The sequence below is a fragment of the Aliishimia ponticola genome (genome assembly GCF_004803475.1).
Lineage (GTDB): Bacteria > Pseudomonadota > Alphaproteobacteria > Rhodobacterales > Rhodobacteraceae > Aliishimia > Aliishimia ponticola.
In genome coordinates this window covers 81497-106311 of the sequence record NZ_SRKY01000006.1, presented here as the reverse complement: position 1 = coordinate 106311, position 24815 = coordinate 81497, and the positions used below count along the sequence as shown (strand labels likewise).

Below are 24815 nucleotides of genomic sequence, written 5' to 3'. Positions count from 1 at the left end.
GAGCCTATGCTGAACTCGCTTTCCGGCCGTTTCCTTATTTTGACGACAGTATTCGTCATGCTGGCCGAGATATTGATCTTCGTGCCATCCGTCGCGCGGTATCGCGAGGATTACCTGCTCGACCGGCTTGAGCGGGCGCAGATCGCGTCGCTGGCGCTGTTGGCTGACGACATGCTGGACGAGGAACTGGAAGAGGAGCTGCTGCGCAACGCGGAAGTGCTCAACGTGGTTCTGCGGCGCAACGAGGTGCGGCAGTTGATGCTGTCCTCGCCCATGCCAAAGCCGGTGGCCGCAACCTTCGATCTGCGGGATCCGACGGCGTTTGAACTGATCGGCGACGCGCTGATCCGCCTTGTCACGCATGAGCCAGAGGTGATCCGCGTTATCGGCGCCCCGGTCCGCGAGGCTGGGCTTCTGATCGAAGTCACCATGGAAACCAGCCAGTTGCGTGCGGCGATGATCGACTATGGGCTGCGCATCCTGCTGCTGTCTGCGGTGATCTCTGTCGTGACGGCGTTCTTGCTGTTTCTGGCCGTGCGCCGCCTTCTGGTGCGCCCGATCAAGGGGGTGGTCGGCTATATGCAGGCCTATGCCGCCGCACCCGAAGATGCCCGCCGCATCATCGAGCCGCGCGCGCGTGTGACCGAACTGCGCGAGGCTGAGGACGCTCTGCACAAGATGCAGACCGAACTCACGCAGGCGCTGCGCCAGAAAGACCGTCTGGCCCAGCTTGGCACTGCGGTTTCCAAGATCAGTCACGATCTGCGCAACATCCTGACCTCAGCCCAGCTTTTCACCGACCGGATCGAAGCCTCGGACGATCCGCTGGTGAACCGGATGGCACCGAAACTGGTCAATTCGATCACCCGCGCCGTGAACCTGTGCGAAAGCACGCTCGCCTTTGGCCGCGCCGAAGAGCCGCCGCCGCGCCTGACCGTCGTGCCGCTGGCCGAACTGGTCTGCGACGTGATTGAAAGCGAACGGCTCGCCACAGAGGGGCAGGCGCTGTCCTTCAGCGAAGACGTGCCACAAGCGATGAAACTGCGCGCCGACCCCGATCAGTTGTTCCGAGTGCTGTCGAACCTTGTGCGCAATGCCCGCCAGGCGATCATCGCCAGCGGGAAAGAAGGCGAAATCTGCGTCAGCGCCCGCGAAATGGAAACTGAATGGGTGATCGAAGTTTCCGACACCGGTCCGGGTCTTCCGGTCAAAGCGCGCGAACACCTGTTCACCGCCTTTCATGGCGGCGTAACCAAGGGCGGAACTGGCCTTGGGCTTGCGATTTCGGGCGAGTTGGTGCGCGGTCACGGCGGGACGTTGGAATTGTCCCGGACGGGGGAGGACGGCACGGTGTTCTCAATCCGCCTGCCGCGCTAGAGGCCATATGGAAGTGGCGAAATCAGCCATCGGCCCGTAAATTTCAGGCCATCGGAAAAAACCCGAAATTCCTGTCGAATGAGGGGTTGCAAAGCCCCGCAGGGGGGCGTAAATGCACCCCTCACGGACCGATAGCTCAGCTGGATAGAGTACTTGACTACGAATCAAGGGGTCGGGGGTTCGAATCCTCCTCGGTCCGCCACCACCCCCTTGAAAACACCCAGACAAAATTGACCCAAGCATCACCGCTTGAACCAGCCATGTCTGTTGGCTGCTAAAGTTGGGTTGCACCCCTCGTCCTGCGAAAATGTCGCGCGAAGTGTTTGGCTAAGGGACAGTGCCACGCGCCGTTTTACAGTTTCTTCAAGCGCCGGTGGATTTGAGACAGGCTGCTATTCAATTGGTTCAATTCTTCGCTTGAGAATGTGCCAAACGTGCTTTCGAAAATATCCTGCGCCTCTACAAACACATCCTTGCGCAGCCGTTCGCCCTTGTCGGTCAGGCAAACTTCCGTCACGCGCCCGTCGCTGGGCCGCACGCGCGTCGAGACCAATCCGTCGCTCAACATGCGCTGAATGACCTTGGTCGTTGTGTTGAGCTTTTGTGCCGAGAACTCCGCGATCTCAGAAACAGAAAGATACTCGTCCTCATAAAGGCTCATCATCGCACGCCAGCGCGGCAGATCCACACCCAAGGGTTTTATGCGTTTTTCCAATACGTTGGCATAGGCGGCATTGATCTGGGTGACCCAGAAAAACGGCCAGTTTTCTTTGAATTTGTCGGGGTTGTCCTGTTGCACGGCTCTTGCTGCATCTCTCAAAGGCTTGTGTTTGGCCGAACCTTAGATTGAGTTATGCCGAAGTTGAACGTGAAAAGTGAACCGTTTCAATGCGGCCGGGGGAGCCGGTCACAGCCCCCCCGAGCCCGTGTGTTTTAGGCGAATTCTGGCCGGTCGCGTTTCATCTTGCGGACCATTGCGTCAAAAAGAAGCGTCGCAAAGGAGGCGCTTTCTTTCAGGCGCTGGGCATCCGCTGCGCATTTCGCCTTGATTTCCTCGGGCAGGGCATTGTTCGGTCCGGGGATCGCGCCCGCCGCACATTGGATTTCCGCCGCGCGCTGCACAGTCCAGAGCAGGAAGAATGTCAGCGGGATATCGGCTTCGCATACGGCGATGCCGTGGTTGCGCAGCACCAGCACATGTTTGTCCTTCAGCGATTCCAGCATCCGCTCACGCTCATCGTCATAGATCGTGATGCCTTCGAAGGTGTGATAGGCCACACGCCCGTAAAGCTGCGCGCCATAGAAACTGTCATGGTCGATATCGAAGCCCTTCATCGTGATGGCAGAGATCGGCGTGGTATGCGTATGGGCGATGCAGCCAACATCGGGGCGATGTTCGTGGATCACGCCATGCAGCGCAAAACCGGCCGGATTCGGCGTATAGTCGCTTTCCCGCAGAAGTTTGCCATCGACCCCGACAACCAGCAGGTTTTCGGGTGTGACCTCGTCGTAATGCAGGCCCATCGGGTTCACGAGATAGGCGTGGTCCTCGCCCGGCAGGCGCACCGAGATGTGGTTGAAGATCAACTCGGTCCAGCCAAGATAGCTGACAAGGTGGTAGAAATCGGCAAGCTGGATACGCAGTTCCTCTTCGGTCATGCCATCCATGGGAATATCGCTTTTGGTCAGGGCAGTCTGGGTGTTCATCGTCACATCCTTTCAGGCGGTCTTTTGAGCGGGGATCGGGGACAGGGGCAAAGAGCGGAGGATGGCCGGAATGTCGCTGCGCGGCACCGGCGTGTGTCCGGCATGGGCCAACCGGTCGAGAAGGGCGCCCATGATCGGCATGTCGCCCCCGCCCATACGCGCGCGGTCCATCGGGGCGCGGCAGATCGCGTCCAATTCCAATGGTTTGCCAGCCAATGCGTCTTGCAGCATCGAAGTGGGGAAAGCGCCCGCATCAATCAGCAGATCGACAAGCCACGCATTGGGGGGCAAGCTGTACCCTTCGCGGCTGGCCCAGGCGCGGAATTCATCGGCCAGCCCGGTGGCGACGCTGCGCAACGCCGGGTCACGGCCAATGTCGTCCAGCATCGCGCCGGTCAGGGCAGACAGGGCATTGGTCGCGAAATTGGCCAGCAATTTGACCAGCACCTTTTGCCGGATCGCGGGATCGAAATCGGTGCGCACCCCGGACGTTTCGAGAAGCGCGATCAAGCGCGTCACCGCCGCTTCATCCGTGCCATCGCTGACGGCGCCAAGGCTTAGCGTCGGCGTGTTGGAAGAGGTCGCCTTGCCCGTCGCATCGGTTTGCACGGTCATCAGAAGAACCGCGCCCAGAACCTGCGCCGGGGACAGGGTTCGCGCCAGCACACGGTCCGGGTCAAGCAGGGGAACATGCCCCATGCCGTCCGCGCTGGCGTAGAACCAGAAGGGCAGGCCGTTCACCATCGGGATCACCAAGGTCGACGGGGCAATGGCCGCACGGTTGAGGGCAATCGCAGAGGCGAGGCTTTGCGACTTCACGCAGACGAACAGCGCATCCATCGGCTCGGTTATGGCTTCGCAGACCTTGGGCCGGGCGGTGATGATCTCGCCCCGGTCGTTCAGTTCCACACCCGCTTGCGTGATCTGGGCCAGCCGCGCGCCGCGCGCTGTCACATGGATTTCAGCACCAGACCTGCTGAGCAGTGCCGCCATTGCCGTGCCGATATTCCCAGCACCGATGACACCGATTTTATATGGAACGGACATGAGCTTTCCCGGTTTCCTAGGTTAAGAGCAGCACGAGGATCGGCGCGGCGGTCAGAAGGCCGACGCGCACCACATCCATCGCGATGAACGGCACGAGGCCGCGGAAAATCGTCCCAAGGCGTACATCCGGCACGACCGAACGCAGCACGAAGGCATTCATGCCGACAGGCGGCGTGATCAGCGAAATCTCTGTCACCATGACAACGAAGATGCCGAACCAGATCAGGTCGATCCCAAGGCTCGCGGCGATGGGGTAGAAGACCGGCACCGTCAGCATGATCATCGACAGGCTTTCGAGGACACAGCCCAGCAGCAGATAGATGCACAGCACGATCACGATGAAGCCAAGCGGGCTGCTGGTCAGACTGGTAATCAGGGATTGGATGTCCCCGGTCATGCCCGACATGTTCACATAGTTGGTGAATGTCAGCGCGCCGAAGAGGATGAAGAACATCATAGCGGTGGTTTTCATCGTGTCGAACAGCACCATCAAGGTGCGCTGGGCAGAGAATCGGCGCTTCAGGATCATCAGAAGGAAGGCGCCGCCCGCGCCCATGCCCGCGCTTTCCGTCGGCGTGAACACCCCAAGGTAAATCCCGCCCATGACGAAGGTGAAGAGCGCCAGCGCACCTGCCGTTCCCTTCAGCGCGCGGATCCGGTCCAGCAGTGGCAGCTTGGGTTCGGTCGGCAGGTCAATGCCCTGCAATTTCAGCGAGATTCGCACGGCGATCGCGTAGCCCACGATCCCGATCAGGCCGGGGATAAGCCCCGCAAGAAACAAGCGTCCGATGTCTTGCTGGGTCAGAATGCCGTAGAACACCAGGATCACCGAAGGCGGGATCAGGATGCCCAGCGTGCCACCCGCCGCAATCGACGCGGTGGAAATCTGGTCGGGATAGCCATAGCGCCGCATGGAGGGCAGGGCGATCTTGGTCATGGTCGCAGCAGTCGCCAAGGACGATCCGCACACCGATGAAAACGCGCCACAGGCCACGACGGTGGCCGTCGCCAAGCCGCCCTTGCGGTGCCGCAGCCAGGCATAGGCGGATTGATACAGCTCTTCCGCGATGCCCGATTGCACCACGAAATTGCCCATCATCAGGAACAGCGGCAGAACGGACAGCGTGTAATCGCGCCCATTGTCGAAAAACACCGACCCAAGCAGCGCCAGTGAGGGCGCCCAGCCGATGATCGACACCACACCCACCAGCCCGACGCCCGCAAGCGCGAAGGAGATCGGCACGCCGATGAACAACAAAATTGTAAGGATCGCCATCCCGACGGGCCAATGTTCCATGTGGTTTTTCCTTAGTGCTTGGCGTGCAAGAACGCGCGTTTCAGCGGCAGAAACGCGGTGATCAGGCCACCGGCAAAGGCGCAAATGGCGCAGAAATAGCCCAGGGGCGCGATGGGAATGCTCAGGTTCGTGGTCGCGCCGTTATAGCCAGCGATCTGCGCCGCATAGACCCAGATCCGCCATGCGATCACCATAAGGATCAGGCCGCTCAGCACCCCTGTCAGGGCCTCGCGGGCGGGGTGGATCGACGCGGGCATCTTATCGGTCAGCAAATCCACGACCACGTGATCCTCGGCCAGCGAAACGGCACAAAGGCCAAGGAAGATCACCGCGCAAAGCAGGATTTCCGTCAGTTCGCTCGCCCCTTTGATGGGCGAGTTGAACAAGTAGCGGCCGATCACATCGCAGACGGTCAGTGCCATCATGGCGATCAGAAGCACCCCGCCCAGGCAGCCCAGCACGCAGCCCGTGACCGACAGCCGGGCGGGAGGAGAGGCAGATGTCTGCCCCTCCAATTCGACCGATTTAATCGCGTCGCTCATTGCTGCGCTGCGATTTCGGCTTTCAGCATGGACAGGGCAGCGGCCCCGTCGATGCCGGTTTCGGACACTTCGGCCAGCTTGGCGTCAACCACGGGCTTCAGCGCCGCGCTCCATGCGGTGATCTGGGCCTCTGTGGCGGGGGTGATGACCGTCGCGCCATCCATGGCGTCGCGTCCGGCCGCATCCGCGCGGTCCCACATTTGCCCCGCCATCCGGGCCAGTGCTTCGCCGGTGACGCCGTCGATGGCCTCTTGCTGGTCAGGTGTCAGGCTTTCCCACTTCGCCTTGTTCATCACGATGTAGAAGGACGTGTTGTACAGACCGCCGGGCACCGAAACGCCGACTTCAAGTTCGGGGATCAATTTGAAAAAGCTCACCGATTCATAGGGGAAGAGGATGCCGTCCGCGACGCCTTGGCTCAAAAGCTCATAGGCCTTCGACGAAGGGCCTTCGACCGGAACCGCGCCAAGGGTCGATGCGACTTCATGCACGATACCGCCGCCGACGCGCAGCTTGGTGCCTTTGAGAAGGTCAACATCGCTGGGATCGCCGTCTTTCAGGAAAATCTCGCCCGGGCCGTGGGTGAATACCGCCAGAACCTTGACGTCATCATATTCGCCCGCGTCCTTCAGCATGGCGTCAAAGGTGCGCCAATATGCGACCGAAATCGCCTCGGCGCTGTCACCCAGGAACGGGATTTCGGCGATGTTCGTGGTCTTGAACCGACCCGCGTTGTAGCCCTGAACGCCAAAGGTGATATCGGCCACGCCGTTCACCGCGAAATCGAAATGCGCGGGCGGCGGGCCCAAGGGCGCGGGCAGCACCGTGGCTGTCACTTCGCCTGATGTCGCTTCGGCGATCTGCTCGGTCATCGGCACGATGACTTCCGAAACCAAGGGGTGCGAGGGCGGCAGCCAGTTGGCGACGGTCAACTTGGTTTCGGCGATCACAGGCGCGGCGCTGACCGCAGCGACCGCAAGGGCAGAGAGGAAGGTCGTCTTGAGGTGTTTCATCGTTAATTTCCCTGTTGCTGCCGTCACGCAGGACAAAGCGTGCGACGTTGCGATGTTGTGAGTGGCGTCTTTAAGACCTTGATTTCGCGGGCTGAATGACCAGGCGATGAACTCGCTTGATCCGGTCATTCACAAAAGCGGGCCTCGGAGTTTTGTCCCATGAAAGTTACAGTAAAAATACTGTAACTGGCTGCGGGTGAGAGGCTTATGCATTTCTGTCCGGGGCCGTGAATTTTCGGGGTTTTCGTCACCTCTGGTCAAAAAACAGGCAGGTAGACTGACCTATGTCCGATCCAAAGGCATAGCTGATAACCACGCGGTGGAATCGATTTCTCCTTATGGTTTAGCGGCCGGCGGCAGGTCTTGCGGGGCTGCTTCAAGATGGTGGTAATCGCGGCTGAAATAGACCAATCCGCGGTCGATATTGGCGGACAGGTGGACCGCCTGAATATCGCAGAACAGCACCGAGTGAGTCCCCTGGGTCGAGGTCGACGCGATACGGCAATCGAAAGCGACATTGGCGTCGGTCAGCACGGGCGCGCCGGTCTTTGAGGTCGTCCATGTCCCGTGGGCAAAGCGATCCACCCCTTCGACATACCTAGCGAAAATCCCCGACAGTTTCTGATGATGCGCGGCCAGTACATTCACGCACAGCACGCCGTTCGACAGAAAACGGTTGTGCACGAATGCGTTGCGGTTCACGCACACCAGCAGCGTCGGCGGGTCATCGGTGACCGAGCACACCGCCGAGGCGATGAAACCATGCTTTCCGGCAACGCCATCCGAGGTGATCAGGTTCACGGCAGCGCCCATGCGGCTCATGCCTTCGCGGAAGTCTGCTTGCGTTTGCGGCATATTCATGGGGGCTCCTTAGATGTCCAAAACCAGCTTGCCTTTGCCGCGTGAACAGCAGGCCATGATCACGTCGCCATCCTCGCGTTCCTCATCTGTCAGGAACTGGTCGCGGTGCTCGATCTCTCCGCTAAGAACGTCGGTCATGCAGGTGCCGCAGACACCTTCTTCGCATTTGACCTCGATCATGACGCCTTCTTTCGCCAAGGCTTTGGCGATCGTTTCGTCCGCGCCAACGGTGACGGTGACGCCGCTTTGCGCGCATTCCACGTCAAAGCTGTCGCCGGAAAGCTCCACATCGGCAGAGAAATATTCGCGGTGCACGTTCTGAGGCTGGTGACCGGCTGCTTCTGCGGTCGAAATGACCCAATCCATGAACCCTTGCGGGCCGCACACATAAAGATGCGTACCATCGGCAGCGGGCGGCAAGTCGCGTTCAAGATCAAGCTTTTGGTCCGCATCCTGATCATCGAAATGATAGACGACCCTCTCCGCGAAGGGCGCTGCGCAAAGCGTATCGGTAAAGGCGGTGACCTCTGCCGAGCGGGTGCAATAGTGAAGCGTGAACGCCTTGCCCAATGCGTGAAGCCGCGCGGCCATCGCGATCATCGGGGTGACCCCGATCCCGCCGCCGATGAGCACGGAATGGTCGGCGGTCTCATCCAGGGGGAAATGGTTGCGTGGGCCTTCGATCTTGAAACGCGCACCGGGCGTGGCGAGGCGATGCATCGCTTCGGACCCGCCGCGCGAATTCGGGTCTTTCAGGACGCCGATTTCGTAGAATGCGGTCTCTGCCGGGTCGGAACACAGCGAATATTGCCGCCACAGATCGACCTCGGGCAGATAGATATCAAGATGCGCGCCCGCCGTGGGCAGGGGAAGGCCGGACCCGTCTTCCGGGGTCAGGCGGATGCGCGCGATATTGCCGCGATCATCGACGCGGTTCGAGACGGTAAATGTTTGGGTCATGATCCGTCCACTAGCGCATGAACAACCCGCCATTCACATCCCAGCACGCACCATTGATGAAGGCGGACCGGGGGGAGGCGAGGGTGGTGACAAGTTCGGCGACAACGGCGGGATCGCCGAGTTGCCCAACGGGGATAGCTGCGATGGCCTTGTCGATATTTTCGCCCAACACGGCGCGGACCATCGGTGTGTCCATCGGGCCGGGCGCGATGGCGTTGCAGGTGATGCCGAACGGGGCCAGATCACGGGCAAAGACCTTGGTCAATGTCAGGATCGCCCCTTTGGAAGCAGCGTAATGCGCCCCTGTCGCCGTGCCGCCATTCTGGCCTGCCAGCGATGCAAGATTGACGATCCGCCCATACCCGCGATCCTTGAAGTGACGGCCAAAGATCAGGCAGCCGGTAAAGGTGCCGCCCGCGTTGACGGCCATGATGTCGTTGAACTCGGCCGGGTCGATGTCGAACAGCGGCTGCGCCTTGGTCCGCGCAGCATTGTTCACCAGCACCTCGACCGAACCATAGCGCTGGATGCACTCGTCCAGAACGCGCTGCCAGTCTTCGGGCTTGGAGACATCCAGCGTTGCGGTCATGCCGGTGTCGCCAGCAAGGTCGAGTTCAGAGGCAAGCGCAGCCGCCTCTTTCCCCGGATCGACATCGGTGATGATGACGCGATACCCATCCTTGTGAAGCGCGCGGCAGACTTCGGCGCCAAAGCCGCGCGCGCCGCCGGTGACAACAGCGGTCTGAATGTCCTTGGGAAGTGGTTTGGCCATCAGAATAAGTAGCTGAACGAATTCAGCATCCCATCAGAGTTGAGAAGTTTCGCGATTTTGCGTTCGATCTTGAACCCGTCGCCTGTGACCCTGAGCGTATATTGCAGGTCCGCTGCCCAAATCCGCTGACGCCCGAACTTGTCTTCGATCAGGTGCTCGGCGGCGCGCAGTTTGATCAGGTCGCCCTCGGCGCTGTCGATCACGATCCGGCTGACGGTGCGAACCGTATCGGCTGCCGGCGCAGAAGAGATCGAAAAGCCGCGATTGAACCGATCAATCCGATTGCGGCGCATCTTGTCGTCGTCATAGCAAAGGTTGAGCTGGTTCTCGTAATCCTCGCCGTCACCGATGGGCAGGATATAAAGCCCCTCGGTCAGCCAAAGGTCCAGCCAATCGCCATAAGCCTTGCGGTCCAGCATATCGGCTTCGAGCCACAGGAATTCGGTCACATCCGCCAGCAGCGCCTTGGGGTCGAGTTTGGTCATCTCGGTCATCGCTCAGGCCTCCTTGTCCATCATGCGTTTCCACATCTGGTACGCTGCGCGCATACCGGTTTCGGAACTCACGTGGCCGCGGGGGCCCATGACGCCCGGCTCTTCATCGACGATGCCGCGATTGACCAGGATCGGAAGCTCTTCGCCGCCGCGCGTGCCGCGCTGCACCCGTTCCCAGACTTCCGCATCATCGGGTGAGCCAAAGCCCATCGGCCCTTGGAAATGTTCGTGCAGGCGCAGGCGGGTCCGGTTGGCAATCGCCGGTCCCCCGTCCATCCCAAGCGCCATGTGCCGGATTTCCGTCTTGTCCACGGCGACCGGGGTCAGCACGCGGAAGAAGGACAGCGAGAACGACACATTCGGGAACAGGTTCATGTTGAAGCCGGGACCGCCGACGGCCAGCACGATCTTTTTGACCTGCTCTTCGCTATAGCCCTCTTTGCGGATTTCCTCGGCCAGCCACTCAAAGCGCGGCTCAATCGGGTCATCAAGGCAGGCGTCAAGGTCTTCGCGCTCGGGCATCATCATCATGATGGAATGGCCGTTGCCCAGATCTTCGACCCAGCCCTCGTTCTTTTCCATGAAGGCAAAGAGGTCTTCGGTCTTTTCATCCAGCGTCTGCATGAAGGACTTGTGCACGATCGGGAAGTGGTAGGCGTCGGTCGTGTTCTCCAACTGAACCTTCCAGTTCATCGGCACTGAGAATTGGTGTTCGCCCAGAACCTTCACCGGGAAGCCGCCGCCCTGCTTCATGAACAGCGTCATGTAACGGCAGACTTCGGGGCCAAGGAAATCCACCAGCGGCTCCGCGTCCTCGTTGAAGGTCGCAAAAACCATGCCCTCGTGCGATTCCGTGCGCAGCTTGAGCATCCCGTGCTGGGACTTGTCGAAATCATCGCCGTATTGCTCGGGGTAGGGCACCGCGCGCAGCGATCCGTCCAGCCCGTAGCCCCACCCGTGATAGGGGCATTGGAACGACGATGTCTTGCCCTTCTTGACCTCGCAGACCGTGGCCGCGCGGTGGCGGCACCGGTTCACCATGCAGTGAATCTTGCCCTTCCGGTCGCGCACCACGATGACCGGATCAAGACCGACCTGAGACAGCTTGAACGACCCCTTGTCGGGAAACTCGCTTTCATGGGCGACCCACACCCAGGTCTTCTTGAAAATCCGCTCCATCTCTTCCTGAAAGAGCGTGGGGTCTTCGTACATTTCGGTGGCGACCTTGGCGTTCTCTACATCGTAGAGCGCATCGAGATCACTGAATTTCGGCGTATCTAGAGACATGTTCAGTACCCGGCGATCACAGGATTTCAGTTGGGATTTCAAGGGCGCGGCCCATGCGCGCCTCGACGGTCATGTATTTCCACAGCCGGTCATTGCCTTCGCCGACCACGATGGTCCGCAGCAGGTTGCAGGCCGCCTGAACCGCGTCGCGGTCGGGGAAATCGGCAAGGATATACCATGTGAAGGGGAAGCCTTGGCTGGCGCCGACCATCGTCTGGTCATCGTCAAAGGTTCCGACGATCTCGACCCCGTCCATCTGGTCGATGCCCATCATCAACTCCTGCGTGGCTTTCCACACCGGGCCGATCTGGTCGAACGGAAGGCTGAAGAAGGTCGGGTGATTATTGAAGCACAAAAGCGTCCGCAACGGTGTTTTATCAGGCATTGATCGTCTCCTTAAGGATAGCCGGGCATGGTGGGTTCATCGAACATGGCGGCCCCTGCGCCGGTCCAGGTTCCTTCGCTCAGGAATGCATGTTGCGCGACGCTGGCCGCGTCGATCATCTGGCGGCCCAGCGGGTGGCCTTGGTTGATCGCGGTTGAGCCGCCAAGCGCAAAGGCCATGCGGGCTGCCTCAGCGCCGTCTTTCGCGGCCTTGGACGCCACAAGCCGCAACTGGACATGCATATCCCGGTCAACGGTCTCTTGATGGGCGAGCGTTTCATAAGCCGCGTCGAGCGTATCGTAGAACAGCGCCTGCGCGCCCAGATACAGCCCACGGGCCTTGGCATATTCGCTTTGCAAATAAGGACGCGCGCCGGGTTTCGGGGCACCTGTCACCGATTGGCGGCCACTGTTCTCATGCAGGAAATCCAGCGCGGCGCGTGCTGCCCCAAGGGCAACCACCGCCAAGACCTGCGAGGCCAACGCCATCGACGGATAGCGGAAAATCCGGTCGTCCATCGTGGGCTTGCTGCCGCGCACAAAGGTCCATTCAGGAGGCACTACGACCTTGTCGACCTTGATGTCATGCGATCCGGTCGCGCTCAGCCCGATTGTGTTCCACGTGTCCACGACCTCGACCTTATGGGCGGGCATGATCGCAATCAGCGGCAACTGCGTCTGCTGGTCGTCCACCTTGATCCCGACTCCGGCCAGATCCGCGCCCATGATGCCCGAGCCCCAGGGCCACTGGCCCGAAATCTCGTAACCGCCCGGAACCGTCTTGGCCGGACGCGGTGGGAACATTGCACCCGCGAACACCGTATCGGGATCAGCGCCATAAATCGCGGCGTAGGTTTCGGGGGGCAGGGTGCTCAGATAGGTGGCCGACACGCCAAAGCTTGCAACCCAGCCAGCAGAGGCATCAGCAGCAGAGATGTCTTCAATCAGGCGGCAGAACGCGGCGGGGCTTTGTTCATCGCCGCCGAACCGCGCCGGGACGAAGGCGCGGTATACGCCGAGCGTTTTGAAATCCTCGACCACATCGCGGGGGATATGGCGCAGCTTTTGAAACTCTGCCGCGCAGTCCCGGATTGCGCCAAGGATCTCCTCCTTGGATTTCGTGGTGTCGGCTAAGGCCGGTTGGGCTGTCATTCAAGCCTCCATTTCTTGGAAAATTGCCAAAGTCTTGGTCATCCATTCGGCGGCTGCGCACAGTTCCGCGTCCTCGCCCTTGCGGCCGATCAACTGAAGCCCGGCAGGCAGACGTTCAGGGCCGACCGCGACGGGGAGCACAAGGGCCGGGTGGCCGCTAAGGTTGAAAGGGCGCAGCATCGCGGTGAGTGGTAGAACGGTTGCCGGGTCTTTGGCCGCGATCAATGTGGGCGGTATCATCGGCAGGGCCGGGGTCATGAGGATGTCGTAGTCTTCCAGCAGCGCGTCGACGTCCTGCGTGAACGCGGCGCGGGTGTCCTCGGCGGCGCGGCGTGCGTCATCGGGGATTGCGGCGGCGGCTTGCAGGCGCGCGCGGATATCTGCCCCCAACGGCGCATCAGCTTCTGCCAGCGGACCATAGGCGCGGGCAGCTTCCCAGGAAATCAGGGTCATCGCGGCGTCGAACGCCTCTGCCATGCGCGGTAGGGCGACATATCCAACTTCGGGCAGGCTCTCCATCAGGCTATAGACCAGCTTGTGCCCCAGGCTTGGTTCGACCTCGCTTTTGACGCGGGCAATGCGCGGGGCCTTGGTCAGCACATGGCGGGTAAAGCTGGGGTCGATCGCCTCCATCCCGTTGGTCAGCATCTCGGCCGTCCGGGCCATAACGCCCACGCAATCCAGCGTGCTATCCGCCGGGTGGCATCCTTCCCGGCTGATCCGGCCATATGTCGGTTTGATCCCAAAGACGCCGCAGCAGATCGCAGGCTGTCGGACCGACCCGCCAGTATCGGTGCCCACGGCGAAATCGCAGAGCCCGGCAGCAACCGCCACGGCGGAGCCCGAGGACGATCCACCGGGAATTCGGTCCGGCCAGCGCGGGTTCACGGGCGTTCCGAACGTGGCATTCACCCCGGTCATCCCGAAGGCGAGTTCGTGCATATTGGCCTTGCCGGTGATCTTGCAGCCCTTGCCCAGCAACGCATCGACGACAGACGCATTTCGCGTCGCCGCGGGGCGGTCCATCAATGCGGCAGATCCACAGGCGCTAACGGTCCCTTTAATGTCGATACAGTCTTTCACGACCACTCTCAGGCCGTCTCCGCCCATGTCTAGAGAGTGCGCCAAAGCGCAGTTATCCTGTTCGGCTACCGTCATTTTTTCCCTGTGGCTTGTTGTGCGTTCAGTCGACGCCAGTTACGGTAAAATTACCGCAACGCCAAAACCGGTCAAGAATTTTTACGTGAATATTGAAATAATCACCGGCTTTGCGCATTCCTTGGGGCAAGTGATTAAAAACCCCGCAGATGAGAGGCGAAACCTATGACTGATGACCGAATTTCCGCTTTGGAATCCCGAATCGCGACCCTTGAGGCAGAGGCAGAGGTGCGCCGCCTTCAGGCCCGCTACATGTTCTTATGCGATACGCCCAACCCGGAATTTGGCACGAACTCCGATGCGGAGCGGATTGACCGGATCATGGAGCTTTTCGCGCCAGAGGCGGTTTGGGAGGGTGTTGGGGAATATTACGACGGGCAATTCGGTCGCGCCGAGGGCTGGGACGCGATCAAGGCGCATTTTCAGGCCTTCTGGGCGGGGAAGACCGATCCGGCGCTCATTCTGAACTGTCACTACCTGACGTCGGAACAAATCCGTGTGGCGCCCGATGCGATGACGGCCGAGGGCAACTGGGTCCATATGCAGCCCTGGCTGTTTTCGGACGGCAAGGCGATGCTGCGGTCGTCGCGGCTGTTTAACCGGTTCCGCAAATGCGAGGATGGTATCTGGCGGTTTACCCAGAACCGGACGGAAAACGTCTTCATTGCACCCTTGGCACCCACATGGGCGTCGGATTACCCATCGACTTCTGTCCTGATGCGGCCATAGGCAAGGGATCATGCGCGCCGCGAAGTGTGGCGCTGTGACAGGCAGTCAGCGCGGGGGACCGGGGCGGATCGGGGCGGATCAGGCCGCCCCGTCAAGCATCTTGGGCAGCATCGCGTCCACGATCATGCCGTAGGCTGTGGCCCATGCGCTGCGCGCATCGTCGCTCAGCCCCCCCGGCGTATGGATATCAAGCGCGTGGATCAGTGCGATGCCGACCGGATCGAAATGTTCCGGCTTGGCCTCATACCCGCGATGCCGCCGCGCCAGCCCGGACACCGACAAGATCAGTTCTTCGCTATTGTTCAGGTTGCGCACCACGAAGGCCAGCGTATCGGCCAGCTTTTCGCGCTGATGCTGCATGTTCTCTGGAAAGAGGGGGCGGACTTCGGGCGCGATTTCGAACAGATGGTCATAGAAGGACTGCGCGAGTTTCATCTTGATCGGGAAGATCATTCCGAAATTCGTCTGAACAAGCTTGATCTGCTCGGGTGTCATGCGCGCCTCCGTTGGAATCGGGTGCACCATGCACGCAGGTGATTTCCATTACCCTAACGCTGCCTGCCTGGTTCAATAACGGCCCCTGATCCGGGTAGATCGGGCAATGGCGCGGGCTTTTTGCTGCTCGCGCAGGAACACGAACAGTCCAGAACCGAGGATCAGCGCAATCCCGACCCAGACTTCCCATGTCGGCAGCTCGGCAAAGACGACCCAGCCCCACAGCACCGCAAGCGGCAAACCGACATATTCATAAGGCGCCACCGTCGCTGCATCGGCAAGGCGATAGGCTTGACTGAGGCAATAGCCGATGATGGCGGAATTGACGCCAAGCGCGATGAAGTATGGCCAGTCCTCTGGCGTGGGCCACCGCCACGCGCGCAGCAGGAAGATCACGCTTTCATTCGTCTGCCCTTCGGCAAAGCGGCCATCTCCGGCGACGGCGTAGAACCCCAGTGACACGATGATGAAGGTGACTTGTATATAGACCGACATCGCAGAGGCTTTGCTTTCCACTCCAAGACGCCGCGTCAGGATTTGGTTCAGCGCGTAGGTCAGCGCCGACAGAACCGGCAGCAGCAAGACGATGCGCGGCACCTCCAGCGCGGCGGACCCTGCCCAAGGTCGCTGCATCAGGACCACCCCCGCAAACCCCACAGCCACCGCGCCCAGCCGCATTGGTCCGACCTTTTCGCCCAGCATCGGGATCGACAGCAATGTGATGAACAGCGGCGCAACGAAGAACAGCGCGGTCGCATCCGCCAGGGGCAGCGCGGCCAGTGCGGCGAAATACGACAGGTTGGCAATGACGATCAGCAGCCCGCGCAGCGCATGAACAAAGGGCCGCCGGGTCTTCAGGATCGACCAGCCACCCTCATATTGCACCAGCACCAGCGTAAAAAGGATGCCGATCCCGGACCGCAGGAATACCGATTGGTGCAGCGGGTAGCCGCCGGACAGTTGCTTGATCAGCAGATCGTTCACCGAGATGGCGATGACGCCCGCAAGGACGAAGATGATGCCCAGACCGGGTCTGTTATGCGCGTTATCGGACATGCGCGATCGGTAGCACAGGGGCAGGCCAAGTCACGCGGAATCGTTTCCGCAGACGAGAAGAGCGACTTGTGCAAGGATTGGGGTGTTGCATTGTGGCGCGTGGCGATAGGTCTGGGCGCGCGAACGGAGGCGATCATGTCAGCAATTCTTCAGGTGCGCGGGCTGCGAAAGGCCTATGCAAACGGTTTCGAGGCGCTCAAGGGCGTGGATCTGGATATCGAAGAAGGTGAAATCATCGCGCTGCTCGGTCCGAATGGCGCGGGGAAAACCACGCTGATTTCCACGATCTGCGGGATCACCACGGCGACCTCCGGCAATGTGACCGTGGGCGGCCATGATATCGAAACCGATTTTCGGGCAGCACGGTCGATGATCGGGCTGGTCCCGCAAGAGATCAACCTCGAACCCTTTGAAACGGTCGTCAACACGGTGCGGTTCTCGCGCGGGCTGTTCGGTCTGCCGCGCAAGGACAAGATCGTTGAAACCGTTCTGCGCCAGTTGAGCCTTTGGGACAAGAAGGACAATCAGGTGAAGGAACTGTCCGGCGGCATGAAGCGCCGTGTCCTGATTGCCAAGGCGCTGGCGCATGAGCCGCGCGTGTTGTTTCTGGATGAGCCGACCGCCGGGGTCGATGTCGAATTGCGCAAGGATATGTGGGATATCGTGGCGACGCTGAAGCAAAGCGGCGTCACCATCATTCTGACCACCCACTACATCGAAGAGGCCGAAGCGATTGCGGATCGCGTGGGCGTCATCAACAAGGGCGAATTGCTTCTGGTCGAAGACAAGACCGCCCTGATGGCGCGTATGGGCAAAAAGGAACTCGCCGTGCAGATCACAGCCCCGATCGACACGATCCCGGAACTGCTCGCCTCGTATGACCTGACGCTCAGCGAGAACGGCAAGACACTGACCTATACCTACGACACCCGCGCGGAACGCACCGGCATCACGTCACTGCTTTCCGCGATGTCGGAGGCCGGGCTGCAGCTTTCGGATGTGGAAACCCGGCAATCGAGCCTTGAGGAAATCTTCGTCGGGCTGGTGCATGATGGAAAGGACGCGGCATGAACTGGGCGGCCATTCGTTCGATCTACCTTTACGAGATGTCGCGGTTCTTCCGCACGCTTTTGCAAAGCTTCGTATCGCCTGTCATCTCTACGTCGCTTTATTTCGTTGTCTTCGGCGCGGCCATCGGATCGCGCATCGATCAGGTGGAGGGCGTGAGCTATGGCGCGTTCATCGTGCCCGGACTGGTCATGCTGACCGTAATGACGCAGGCGATTTCCAACGCCTCTTTCGGCATCTACTTTCCGAAATTCATTGGCACGATTTACGAGCTGCTATCGGCCCCGATCAACTTCCTTGAGATCGTGATCGGCTATGTCGGGGCTGCGGCCACAAAGGCGCTGTTCATCGGGATTATCATCCTCATCACCTCGTTTTTCTTCGTCGACATCACGATCCAGCACCCGCTGGCCATGGTCGCCTTCCTCGTGCTGACCTGCATCAGTTTTGCGCTGTTGGGCTTCATCATCGGCATCTGGGCGAAAAACTTCGAACAACTGCAACTCGTCCCGCTGCTGATCGTCACGCCGCTGGTGTTCCTGGGGGGCTCTTTCTACTCGATTTCCATGCTGCCGCCGTTCTGGCAGGGGGTGTCGATGTTCAATCCGGTGGTTTATCTGGTCTCCGGCTTTCGTTGGGCTTTCTTCGGCCTGTCCGATGTGCCGGTCCTGGCATCGCTGGGGGCAATTGCGCTGTTTACCGGCATTTGTGTCGGTGTGATCGGGCTGATCTTCAAGACCGGTTGGCGGATACGGGAGTAAGCGCAGTCGGTGCGGGCAATGTCGCAGCGCATCGTTATTTCGTGTGATCCGGTCGCCAAGCCTTGTTTGCCGTGCAACAGCCTTCTAAATGGCTTTGCATGAAACGTTGGATTCCCTTTCTCAAGGCTGACCCCGTGGTCGCTGTCGTTCGCATGTCCGGGAGCATTGCCGCCGGGTCGCGCGGGCAGATCAACGATCAATCGCTGGCCCCCGTGCTGGAACGGGCATTCAAGCGCGGCAAACCCACCGCTGTTGCGTTGTCGATCAACTCTCCGGGCGGCAGCCCGGTGCAATCTTCGCTGATCGGTCAACGCATCCGCCGTCTGGCGGAAGAACGCAACATTCCCGTCTACGCCTTTGTCGAGGATGTCGCGGCCTCTGGCGGATATTGGCTGGCGGCGGCGGCGGATCAAATCTGGGCCGATGAAAGTTCCATCGTCGGGTCGATCGGCGTCATCTCTGCCGGGTTCGGCGCGCATGAGTTCATCGCAAAACACGGGGTGGAACGGCGCGTCTACACGGCGGGGAAATCCAAATCGACCCTCGACCCGTTTCGCCCGGAAAAACCCGAAGATGTGGCGCGGCTGAAAACCATTCTGGACGATCTGCACCAGAATTTCATCGGCCATGTCAAAGCGCGGCGCGGCGACAAGCTGGACATGTCCCAAGACTTGTTCACCGGCGAATTCTGGTTGGCGCGCAAGGCGCAGGATCTGGGCTTGATCGATGGCATCGGCCATCTCGCCCCGCGGATGAAGGAAGAATACGGCGACAAGGTGCGCTTCCGCCGCTACGAGATCCGCCGATCACTGTTTCAACGCTTCGGGGCAAGCATCATCGAAGGCTCGCTGGACGGGCTTGAAGAACGCGCGGCCTTCGCGCAGTTCGGACTTTGAATGCTGGCCAAGATCGTACTTCTTTTTCTGGCGTTTATCGCTGTGCTGGGCATGCTGGGCAAATTGCACTGGATCGGAGGGCGCCGTTTGACGCAATCCAAGTGCCGCCAGTGCGGTCGGTACAGGATCGGCAAAGGTCCGTGTTCCTGCGAGGGTCGTAATGGGTGAAATGATGCCATGGCTGCTGTCCGGTTTGGGGCTGCTCATTCTGCTTCTTGCGGGCGATGCGCTGGTCAAAGGGGCGGTGAACCTGTCGCTTCGTCTTGGCGTTCCTGCGTTGATCGTATCGCTGACGATCGTGGCATTCGGCACCTCTGCGCCTGAGCTTCTGATCGCCATCAAGGCAGTGCTGGATCAGGCACCGGGCATCGCACTGGGCAACGTGGTCGGCTCCAACACGGCCAACGTGCTGCTGGTGCTGGGGGTGCCCGCCATGCTTGCGGCAATGCACACATCCGAATGCAACACGCGCAAAACCTACCTGTTCATGATCGCTGCGACGGTGCTGTTCATCGCGCTGGCCTTTCGGGGTATCTTTGACTTGTTGGCGGCGGTCATTCTGCTCGCCGCCCTCGCGCTGGTTCTGGGCGATGCGTTCCGGGATGCGTCCCGGCACCGGAGCGCCGTGCGCAACGGGGAAGAGATCGATGTTGAAGATGACGAGGAAGTCGAAGGCGCCGACCCGGACATGTCATGGCTGCTGATCGCGCTATTCCTCGTGCTGGGCCTCATTGGCCTGCCGCTGGGGGCAAGCCTGCTGGTGGACAATGCCTCCATCATCGCCCGTGAATATGGCGTCAGCGATACGGTGATCGGCCTGACACTTGTGGCGGTCGGCACTTCCTTGCCGGAGCTCGCGACAACCGTCATGGCCGCCCTGCGCCGGCAGGCGGATGTGGCGCTGGGCAACGTGATCGGGTCGAACATGTTCAACCTGCTGGCCATCATTGGCGTCGCCACTCTGGTCGCGCCGATTCCAGTCGATCCGGAATTCCTTCAGTTCGATCTGTGGGTCATGCTGGCCGCGTCGCTGATCCTGATCCCCTTCGTTTTTCTCAAGGTCGATATCTCGCGCCTGTGGGGGGGGCTCTTGACCACCATGTATATCGCCTATGTTCTCGTTGTAATCAGCTAGAACCGAGGCGACGAACATGGCGGAACGCAGGGCATTGGTGACCGGGGCAGGGGCACGTCTGGGACGGGCAATGGCCGAATACCTAGCGGATCGCGGCTTTGACGTGGCGGTGCATTACGCCAGTTCCCGCGACGGGGCCGAAGAAGTGGCCAACGGTATCCGGGCCAAGGGTCGCAACGCCGTGGCGCTTCATGCGGACCTACTGGACGAAGAAGACACGCAATCGCTGCTGCCCCGCGCAGCCAAGGCGCTGGGCGGGCCGATCACCTGCCTTGTGAACAATGCCTCCATCTTCGAATACGACCGGATCGAAACGGCCACGCGTGAAAACTGGGACCGCCACTTCAATTCCAACCTGCGCGGCCCGTTCCTGCTGATTCAGCAAATGGCGACGCAGGGGCTTACCCCAGATATCGACGCGGCGGGAGAACCCGTTGCCACCGGTCTTGTCGTCAATATGCTTGACCAGCGTGTGCGCAAGCTGACGCCGGAATTCGCCACCTATACCCTGGCCAAGATGGGCCTTTGGGCGCTGACCCAAACCGCCGCTCAGGGCCTTGCCCCGGCGATCCGCGTCAATGCCATCGGGCCGGGCCCGACCTTGCAAGGGGCGCGGCAATCTGACGAACACTTCGCCCGGCAGCGCGCCGCCACCGTTTTGGAGCGCGGCGCAAACCCGTCGGATATCACCGGCGCGTTAGGGTATTTTCTTGATGCCCAAGGGGTTACGGGACAACTTTTGTGCGTCGATGGCGGGCAGCATCTGGCATGGCAAACCCCCGATGTCCTGGGCGTCGAATGATTAACGCCCGCGAGATTTGTGCACCCGTGCTGAAATAGTTAACAAATCCGTTACAAAATTCCTTGTGTTCTCAACAATTTACCAAAACTTCATAAATTTTGGGAGAAAAATCAGTGTCTTGCGGGGGTGCCTAAATTTTAGGCGTATCGGCGAAGTGCTTACAACTTCATTGATTTTTCCGTCTGACCGAAGAATACCCACGTGGTTATCCACAGTTTCAGTGGATGCCTTTCGCCTTGTTCCCGGTCAGAAACCGGTGCAGCCGCCACCAAGAATCGCTAAGTTCCGCACATGGCAGACATGACCAACATCGTGACCGGCCCCGAAGTGATCGCGGGGTACCTGAAATCTCTGGACGGATCGCCCGGCGTGTACCGGATGCTCGATAGCGAGAGCCGGGTGCTTTATGTGGGAAAGGCGCGCAATCTGAAGGCGCGGGTGTCCAACTATGCCCGGCCCACGGGCCATTCGCCGCGTATCGCGCGGATGATCTCGCAGACCGCGTCGATGATGTTCCTGACGACCCGCACGGAAACCGAGGCGCTGTTGCTTGAGCAGAACCTGATCAAGCAGCTCAAGCCGAAATACAACGTGATCCTGCGGGACGACAAATCCTTCCCGAATATCCTTGTCAGTCAGGAAACCGACTTTCCGCAGATCAAGAAGCATCGCGGCGCCAAAAAGGAGAAGGGCAGTTATTACGGCCCCTTCGCCAGCGCCGGGGCGGTCACGCGAACGCTGAACCAACTGCAAAAGGTGTTCCTGCTGCGCAATTGCTCGGACGCGATGTTCGACAGTCGCACGCGCCCCTGCCTCTTGTACCAGATCAAGCGGTGCAGTGCGCCTTGCGTGGGTAAGATTTCCAAGGCTGATTACGCTACCAGCGTTCAGGATGCCGAACGGTTCCTGCAAGGGCGGACCACCGATGTTCAGGCCAAGCTTGCCGCCGAGATGCAGAAAGCCTCGGACGAGATGGAATTTGAACGCGCGGCGGCTTTGCGCGACCGGATTCGCGCCATGACCAGCGTGCAGACCGCGCAGGGGATCAACCCGCGCACCGTGACAGAGGCCGATATCGTCGCGCTGCACATGGAAGGCGGGCAGGCCTGTGTGCAGGTGTTCTTCATCCGCGCCGGCCAGAACTGGGGCAACCGCGACTTCTACCCGCGTGTGGGCGAGCATGTGGACAATGCTGAAGCGATGGAGGCGTTCCTTGGCCAGTTTTATGACAGCAAGGATCCGCCGCGTCAGGTGATCCTGTCGAACGGGATCGAGAACCCCGACCTGATGGCGCAAGCCCTGTCCGAGAAACTGGGCCGCAAGGTTGAACTGCTGGTGCCCCAGCGCGGCGAAAAGGCGGAACTGGTGGATAGCGCGCTGCGCAATGCCCGCGAAAGCCTGGCCCGCAAGATGGCGGAAACCGCGACGCAGGCGAAACTTCTGCGGGGGGTGGCGGAGGCCTTTGAACTGGAAGGCCCGCCCGCGCGCATCGAGGTCTATGACAACAGCCACATCCAGGGCACGAACGCTGTCGGCGCGATGATCGTCGCGGGCCCGGAAGGCTACATGAAAAACCAGTACCGCAAGTTCAACATCAAGGGCGATGATCTGACGCCCGGCGATGACTTCGGGATGATGAAAGAGGTGCTGACGCGCCGCTTCAAACGGTTGCTGAAGGAAGACCCGGAGCGCCAGAAAGGCCTGTGGCCGGATCTGTTGCTGATTGATGGCGGGGCGGGGCAGGTCAGTGCGGTGGCCGAGATCATGAGTGAATACGGGGTCGAGGACATCCCCATGGTCGGTGTGGCCAAGGGCGTGGACCGCGATGCCGGGAAAGAGGAATTCTATCGCACCGGGGCGCGGCCCTTTGCGCTGCGCCATAACGATCCGGTGCTGTACTTCATCCAGCGTCTGCGCGACGAGGCGCACCGCTTTGCCATCGGAACGCACCGGGCCAAACGCGCCAAGGCAGTCGCCGCCACCCCGTTGGACGAAATTCCGGGCGTGGGCGCCGCGCGCAAACGGGCCTTGCTGGCGCATTTCGGATCGGCCAAGGCGGTGAGCCGCGCCAATCTGGCCGACCTGAAGGCGGTGGGCGGCGTGTCCGAGGCGCTGGCGGAAAAGATATACGCCTTCTTTCATGAGGGCGGGTGATCCGCCTGCTATGCGAAATGGTGCTTTCGCTCGGTCTGCGCGCGCATTAGGGTCACGGCGATGACGTGGAATTTACCAAATATCCTGACCGCCTTGCGACTTCTTGCAGCGCCCCTTGTGGCGGTGATTTTCCTTTACTTCACGCGGCCTTACGCGGATTTCTTCGCGCTATTCCTGTTTCTTGGCGCGGCGATAACCGACTGGTTCGATGGCTATCTCGCCCGCACGTGGAAACAGGAAACCAAGATCGGCGCCATGCTTGACCCGATTGCGGACAAGGCGATGGTCGTGATCGCGCTGGCGGTGATACTTGGTTATTCGACCATGACGCCGTGGCTGGTGCTGCCCGCGACGCTGATCCTCTTCCGCGAGGTGTTCGTATCCGGCCTGCGCGAGTTTCTTGGCGATGTGGCCGGGACGCTGAAGGTGACGCAGCTGGCGAAATGGAAAACCACGGTTCAGATGCTGGCAATCGCGGTTCTGTTTTCCCAAGGGGTGTTCGAACACTATCTGACGGCCTCCACCTGGGGCATGGATGATCAGATGATCGCGGATATGCTTCTGGGCGCGGTGGAAGACACGCAGGGGCTTGGCTGGAAGCTGTCGGCAATGGAATGGTCCGGTCGCATCGGGCTGACGCTGCTTTGGGTGGCAGCGGGGCTGACGGCGATAACCGGTTGGGATTACTTCCGCAAAGCGATGCCTTTCCTGAAGGAGACAGCGTGATGGATGTTCTGTATTTCGCATGGGTCCGGGAACGCATCGGCCTGCCGAAAGAGCGGGTTGAGACCAACGCCGCAACAGTGGCGGAGCTTGTCGAGGAACTGCGCGCCCGCGAGGAGCGTTACGCCATGGCGTTCGAGGATCTCAGCGCGCTGCGCGTCGCCTTGGATCAGGAACTCAGCGATTTTGACGCCCCGCTGGACGGCGTGCGCGAGGTTGCGTTCTTTCCGCCCATGACCGGGGGCTGAGCCGTGGATATCCGCGTATTGGCAGACCCGTTCGATTTCGGTGCCGAGGCGCAAGGCTTTGCCGCGCGGCAATCGGCGTCGGGCGCGGTCGTGACCTTCACCGGGATTGTCCGCGACACCGATGCCGGGCTGCTGGCGATGGAGATCGAACACTATCCCGGCATGACCGAAAGCCAGTTGACCGGTTTTGCAGAGCAGGCGCGCAAACGTTGGGCGTTGGAGGACGTGCTGGTCATTCATCGCCACGGTCGGATGGAGCCGGGCGACATGATCATGATGGTCGCCACCGCCGCGCGGCATCGCAAGGATGCGTTTGATGCGGCCGAGTTTCTGATGGATTTCCTGAAGTCCCGCGCGCCATTCTGGAAGCGCGAGATCACCCGTGACGGGGCCTCTGACTGGGTGCAGTCTAAGGATGATGACGAAGACGCCCTGAGCCGCTGGTAAACCCGGCGTGCCGCGGCGCAGTGCTGCCGTATCTTGGTTAAAACCGGGGCTGGCGGCCACAATGCCAGCGAAACGTCCAGGTGCGCCCCTTGTGCGAAGCATAGGCAGATTCGGGCGACATCTTGTCTAGGTTGCATCCTTTGCAGGCAGATCGCAGACAAAAACCGCCCAAATTTCGAACAAGCGCCTACTTAATCGCCTTCCGATTTGGCGCTCCGCGACCGCGCGTCCAAAACTATCGTTAACCCCC

General features: G+C 60.5%; 26 protein-coding genes, 1 tRNA gene and 1 pseudogene. 12 read left to right on the top strand and 16 right to left on the bottom strand.

The window, feature by feature from the left end:
* Nucleotides 1-6 precede the first annotated feature (6 nt).
* Together E4Z66_RS18625 and E4Z66_RS18620 are read left to right on the top strand one after the other, a co-directional pair.
* The gene (locus E4Z66_RS18625) at nt 7-1377 is read left to right on the top strand and encodes a sensor histidine kinase (protein ID WP_136464588.1); all 1371 of its coding nucleotides are present in this window, start codon (nt 7-9) and stop codon (nt 1375-1377) included.
* 125 nt (nt 1378-1502) lie between these two features.
* Nucleotides 1503-1579: transfer RNA gene (locus E4Z66_RS18620), tRNA-Arg, on the top strand.
* A 150-nt stretch (nt 1580-1729) separates the two neighbouring features.
* Here E4Z66_RS18620 and E4Z66_RS18615 read toward each other — a convergent pair.
* The 14 genes from E4Z66_RS18615 to E4Z66_RS18550 all read right to left on the bottom strand — a co-directional run bounded on the left by E4Z66_RS18615 (nt 1730) and on the right by E4Z66_RS18550 (nt 14003).
* The gene (locus E4Z66_RS18615; RefSeq protein WP_136464587.1) at nt 1730-2176 is read right to left on the bottom strand and encodes a MarR family winged helix-turn-helix transcriptional regulator; all 447 of its coding nucleotides are present in this window, start codon (nt 2174-2176) and stop codon (nt 1730-1732) included.
* A gap of 134 nt (nt 2177-2310) precedes the next feature.
* Nucleotides 2311-3084 (bottom strand): class II aldolase/adducin family protein, encoded by a 774-nt coding sequence (locus tag E4Z66_RS18610; protein WP_211097192.1) that lies wholly within the window; start codon nt 3082-3084, stop codon nt 2311-2313.
* 12 nt (nt 3085-3096) lie between these two features.
* Entirely contained in the window at nt 3097-4131 is a 1035-nt protein-coding gene (locus E4Z66_RS18605) for a ketopantoate reductase family protein (protein WP_136464586.1), read from the bottom strand.
* 16 nt (nt 4132-4147) lie between these two features.
* Entirely contained in the window at nt 4148-5428 is a 1281-nt protein-coding gene (locus E4Z66_RS18600) for a TRAP transporter large permease (protein WP_136464585.1), read from the bottom strand.
* A gap of 11 nt (nt 5429-5439) precedes the next feature.
* Nucleotides 5440-5970 (bottom strand): TRAP transporter small permease, encoded by a 531-nt coding sequence (locus E4Z66_RS18595; RefSeq protein ID WP_136464584.1) that lies wholly within the window; start codon nt 5968-5970, stop codon nt 5440-5442.
* Nucleotides 5967-6983: a TRAP transporter substrate-binding protein gene (locus E4Z66_RS18590; RefSeq protein WP_136464583.1), complete on the bottom strand. Its 1017-nt coding sequence runs from the start codon at nt 6981-6983 to the stop codon at nt 5967-5969. The genes E4Z66_RS18595 and E4Z66_RS18590 overlap by 4 nt, the downstream gene beginning before the upstream one ends.
* A gap of 336 nt (nt 6984-7319) precedes the next feature.
* Nucleotides 7320-7844: a flavin reductase gene (locus E4Z66_RS18585; protein ID WP_136464582.1), complete on the bottom strand. Its 525-nt coding sequence runs from the start codon at nt 7842-7844 to the stop codon at nt 7320-7322.
* A 9-nt stretch (nt 7845-7853) separates the two neighbouring features.
* The gene (locus E4Z66_RS18580; RefSeq protein ID WP_136464581.1) at nt 7854-8804 is read right to left on the bottom strand and encodes a PDR/VanB family oxidoreductase; all 951 of its coding nucleotides are present in this window, start codon (nt 8802-8804) and stop codon (nt 7854-7856) included.
* A gap of 10 nt (nt 8805-8814) precedes the next feature.
* On the bottom strand, nt 8815-9576 hold the full coding sequence (locus E4Z66_RS18575) for an SDR family NAD(P)-dependent oxidoreductase (RefSeq protein WP_136464580.1): 762 nt from the start codon (nt 9574-9576) through the stop codon (nt 8815-8817).
* Nucleotides 9576-10070: an aromatic-ring-hydroxylating dioxygenase subunit beta gene (locus E4Z66_RS18570; RefSeq protein ID WP_136464579.1), complete on the bottom strand. Its 495-nt coding sequence runs from the start codon at nt 10068-10070 to the stop codon at nt 9576-9578. Before E4Z66_RS18570 ends, E4Z66_RS18575 begins: the two co-directional genes overlap by 1 nt.
* A 3-nt stretch (nt 10071-10073) precedes the next feature.
* Nucleotides 10074-11357 carry an aromatic ring-hydroxylating oxygenase subunit alpha gene (locus tag E4Z66_RS18565; RefSeq protein WP_136464578.1) on the bottom strand — a complete coding sequence of 428 codons (1284 nt, stop codon included), beginning with the start codon at nt 11355-11357 and terminating at the stop codon, nt 10074-10076.
* A gap of 16 nt (nt 11358-11373) precedes the next feature.
* Nucleotides 11374-11742: a hypothetical protein gene (locus E4Z66_RS18560; RefSeq protein WP_136464577.1), complete on the bottom strand. Its 369-nt coding sequence runs from the start codon at nt 11740-11742 to the stop codon at nt 11374-11376.
* An 11-nt stretch (nt 11743-11753) separates the two neighbouring features.
* Nucleotides 11754-12893, bottom strand: a complete 1140-nt coding sequence (locus tag E4Z66_RS18555) for an acyl-CoA dehydrogenase family protein (protein ID WP_136464576.1) — start codon at nt 12891-12893, stop codon at nt 11754-11756.
* Nucleotides 12894-14003, bottom strand: a complete 1110-nt coding sequence (locus E4Z66_RS18550; protein ID WP_246036089.1) for an amidase — start codon at nt 14001-14003, stop codon at nt 12894-12896.
* Nucleotides 14004-14216: 213 nt separating this feature from the next.
* Between E4Z66_RS18550 and E4Z66_RS18545 the strand changes: the two genes are divergently transcribed.
* The gene (locus E4Z66_RS18545) at nt 14217-14780 is read left to right on the top strand and encodes a nuclear transport factor 2 family protein (protein ID WP_136464574.1); all 564 of its coding nucleotides are present in this window, start codon (nt 14217-14219) and stop codon (nt 14778-14780) included.
* 78 nt (nt 14781-14858) lie between these two features.
* On the opposite strand, the gene E4Z66_RS18540 is transcribed toward E4Z66_RS18545, so the two are convergent.
* Together E4Z66_RS18540 and E4Z66_RS18535 are read right to left on the bottom strand one after the other, a co-directional pair.
* Nucleotides 14859-15275 carry a globin domain-containing protein gene (locus tag E4Z66_RS18540; protein ID WP_168797833.1) on the bottom strand — a complete coding sequence of 139 codons (417 nt, stop codon included), beginning with the start codon at nt 15273-15275 and terminating at the stop codon, nt 14859-14861.
* 72 nt (nt 15276-15347) lie between these two features.
* On the bottom strand, nt 15348-16331 hold the full coding sequence (locus E4Z66_RS18535) for a DMT family transporter (protein WP_136464572.1): 984 nt from the start codon (nt 16329-16331) through the stop codon (nt 15348-15350).
* A gap of 135 nt (nt 16332-16466) precedes the next feature.
* On the opposite strand from E4Z66_RS18535, the gene E4Z66_RS18530 reads away from it, so the two are divergent.
* The 9 genes and pseudogenes from E4Z66_RS18530 (at nt 16467) to E4Z66_RS18490 (ending at nt 24565) form a co-directional block, all read left to right on the top strand.
* The gene (locus E4Z66_RS18530) at nt 16467-17402 is read left to right on the top strand and encodes an ABC transporter ATP-binding protein (RefSeq protein WP_136464571.1); all 936 of its coding nucleotides are present in this window, start codon (nt 16467-16469) and stop codon (nt 17400-17402) included.
* A complete protein-coding gene (locus E4Z66_RS18525; protein WP_136464570.1) occupies nt 17399-18160 on the top strand; it encodes an ABC transporter permease in 762 nt (253 codons plus the stop codon). The genes E4Z66_RS18530 and E4Z66_RS18525 overlap by 4 nt, the downstream gene beginning before the upstream one ends.
* A gap of 98 nt (nt 18161-18258) precedes the next feature.
* Nucleotides 18259-19056 carry a S49 family peptidase gene (locus tag E4Z66_RS18520; RefSeq protein WP_136464569.1) on the top strand — a complete coding sequence of 266 codons (798 nt, stop codon included), beginning with the start codon at nt 18259-18261 and terminating at the stop codon, nt 19054-19056.
* 169 nt (nt 19057-19225) lie between these two features.
* Entirely contained in the window at nt 19226-20191 is a 966-nt protein-coding gene (locus E4Z66_RS18515; protein ID WP_211097193.1) for a calcium/sodium antiporter, read from the top strand.
* A gap of 13 nt (nt 20192-20204) precedes the next feature.
* A pseudogene (locus E4Z66_RS18510) lies at nt 20205-20993 on the top strand (SDR family oxidoreductase); the annotation flags it as partial.
* Between the two features lie 291 nt (nt 20994-21284).
* Nucleotides 21285-23147: an excinuclease ABC subunit UvrC gene (gene uvrC / locus E4Z66_RS18505; protein WP_136464567.1), complete on the top strand. Its 1863-nt coding sequence runs from the start codon at nt 21285-21287 to the stop codon at nt 23145-23147.
* Between the two features lie 60 nt (nt 23148-23207).
* The gene (gene pgsA / locus E4Z66_RS18500; RefSeq protein WP_136464566.1) at nt 23208-23873 is read left to right on the top strand and encodes a CDP-diacylglycerol--glycerol-3-phosphate 3-phosphatidyltransferase; all 666 of its coding nucleotides are present in this window, start codon (nt 23208-23210) and stop codon (nt 23871-23873) included.
* Entirely contained in the window at nt 23873-24118 is a 246-nt protein-coding gene (moaD, locus tag E4Z66_RS18495; RefSeq protein WP_136464654.1) for a molybdopterin converting factor subunit 1, read from the top strand. The genes pgsA and moaD overlap by 1 nt, the downstream gene beginning before the upstream one ends.
* A 3-nt stretch (nt 24119-24121) precedes the next feature.
* A complete protein-coding gene (locus E4Z66_RS18490) occupies nt 24122-24565 on the top strand; it encodes a molybdenum cofactor biosynthesis protein MoaE (protein WP_425456168.1) in 444 nt (147 codons plus the stop codon).
* Nucleotides 24566-24815 lie beyond the last annotated feature (250 nt).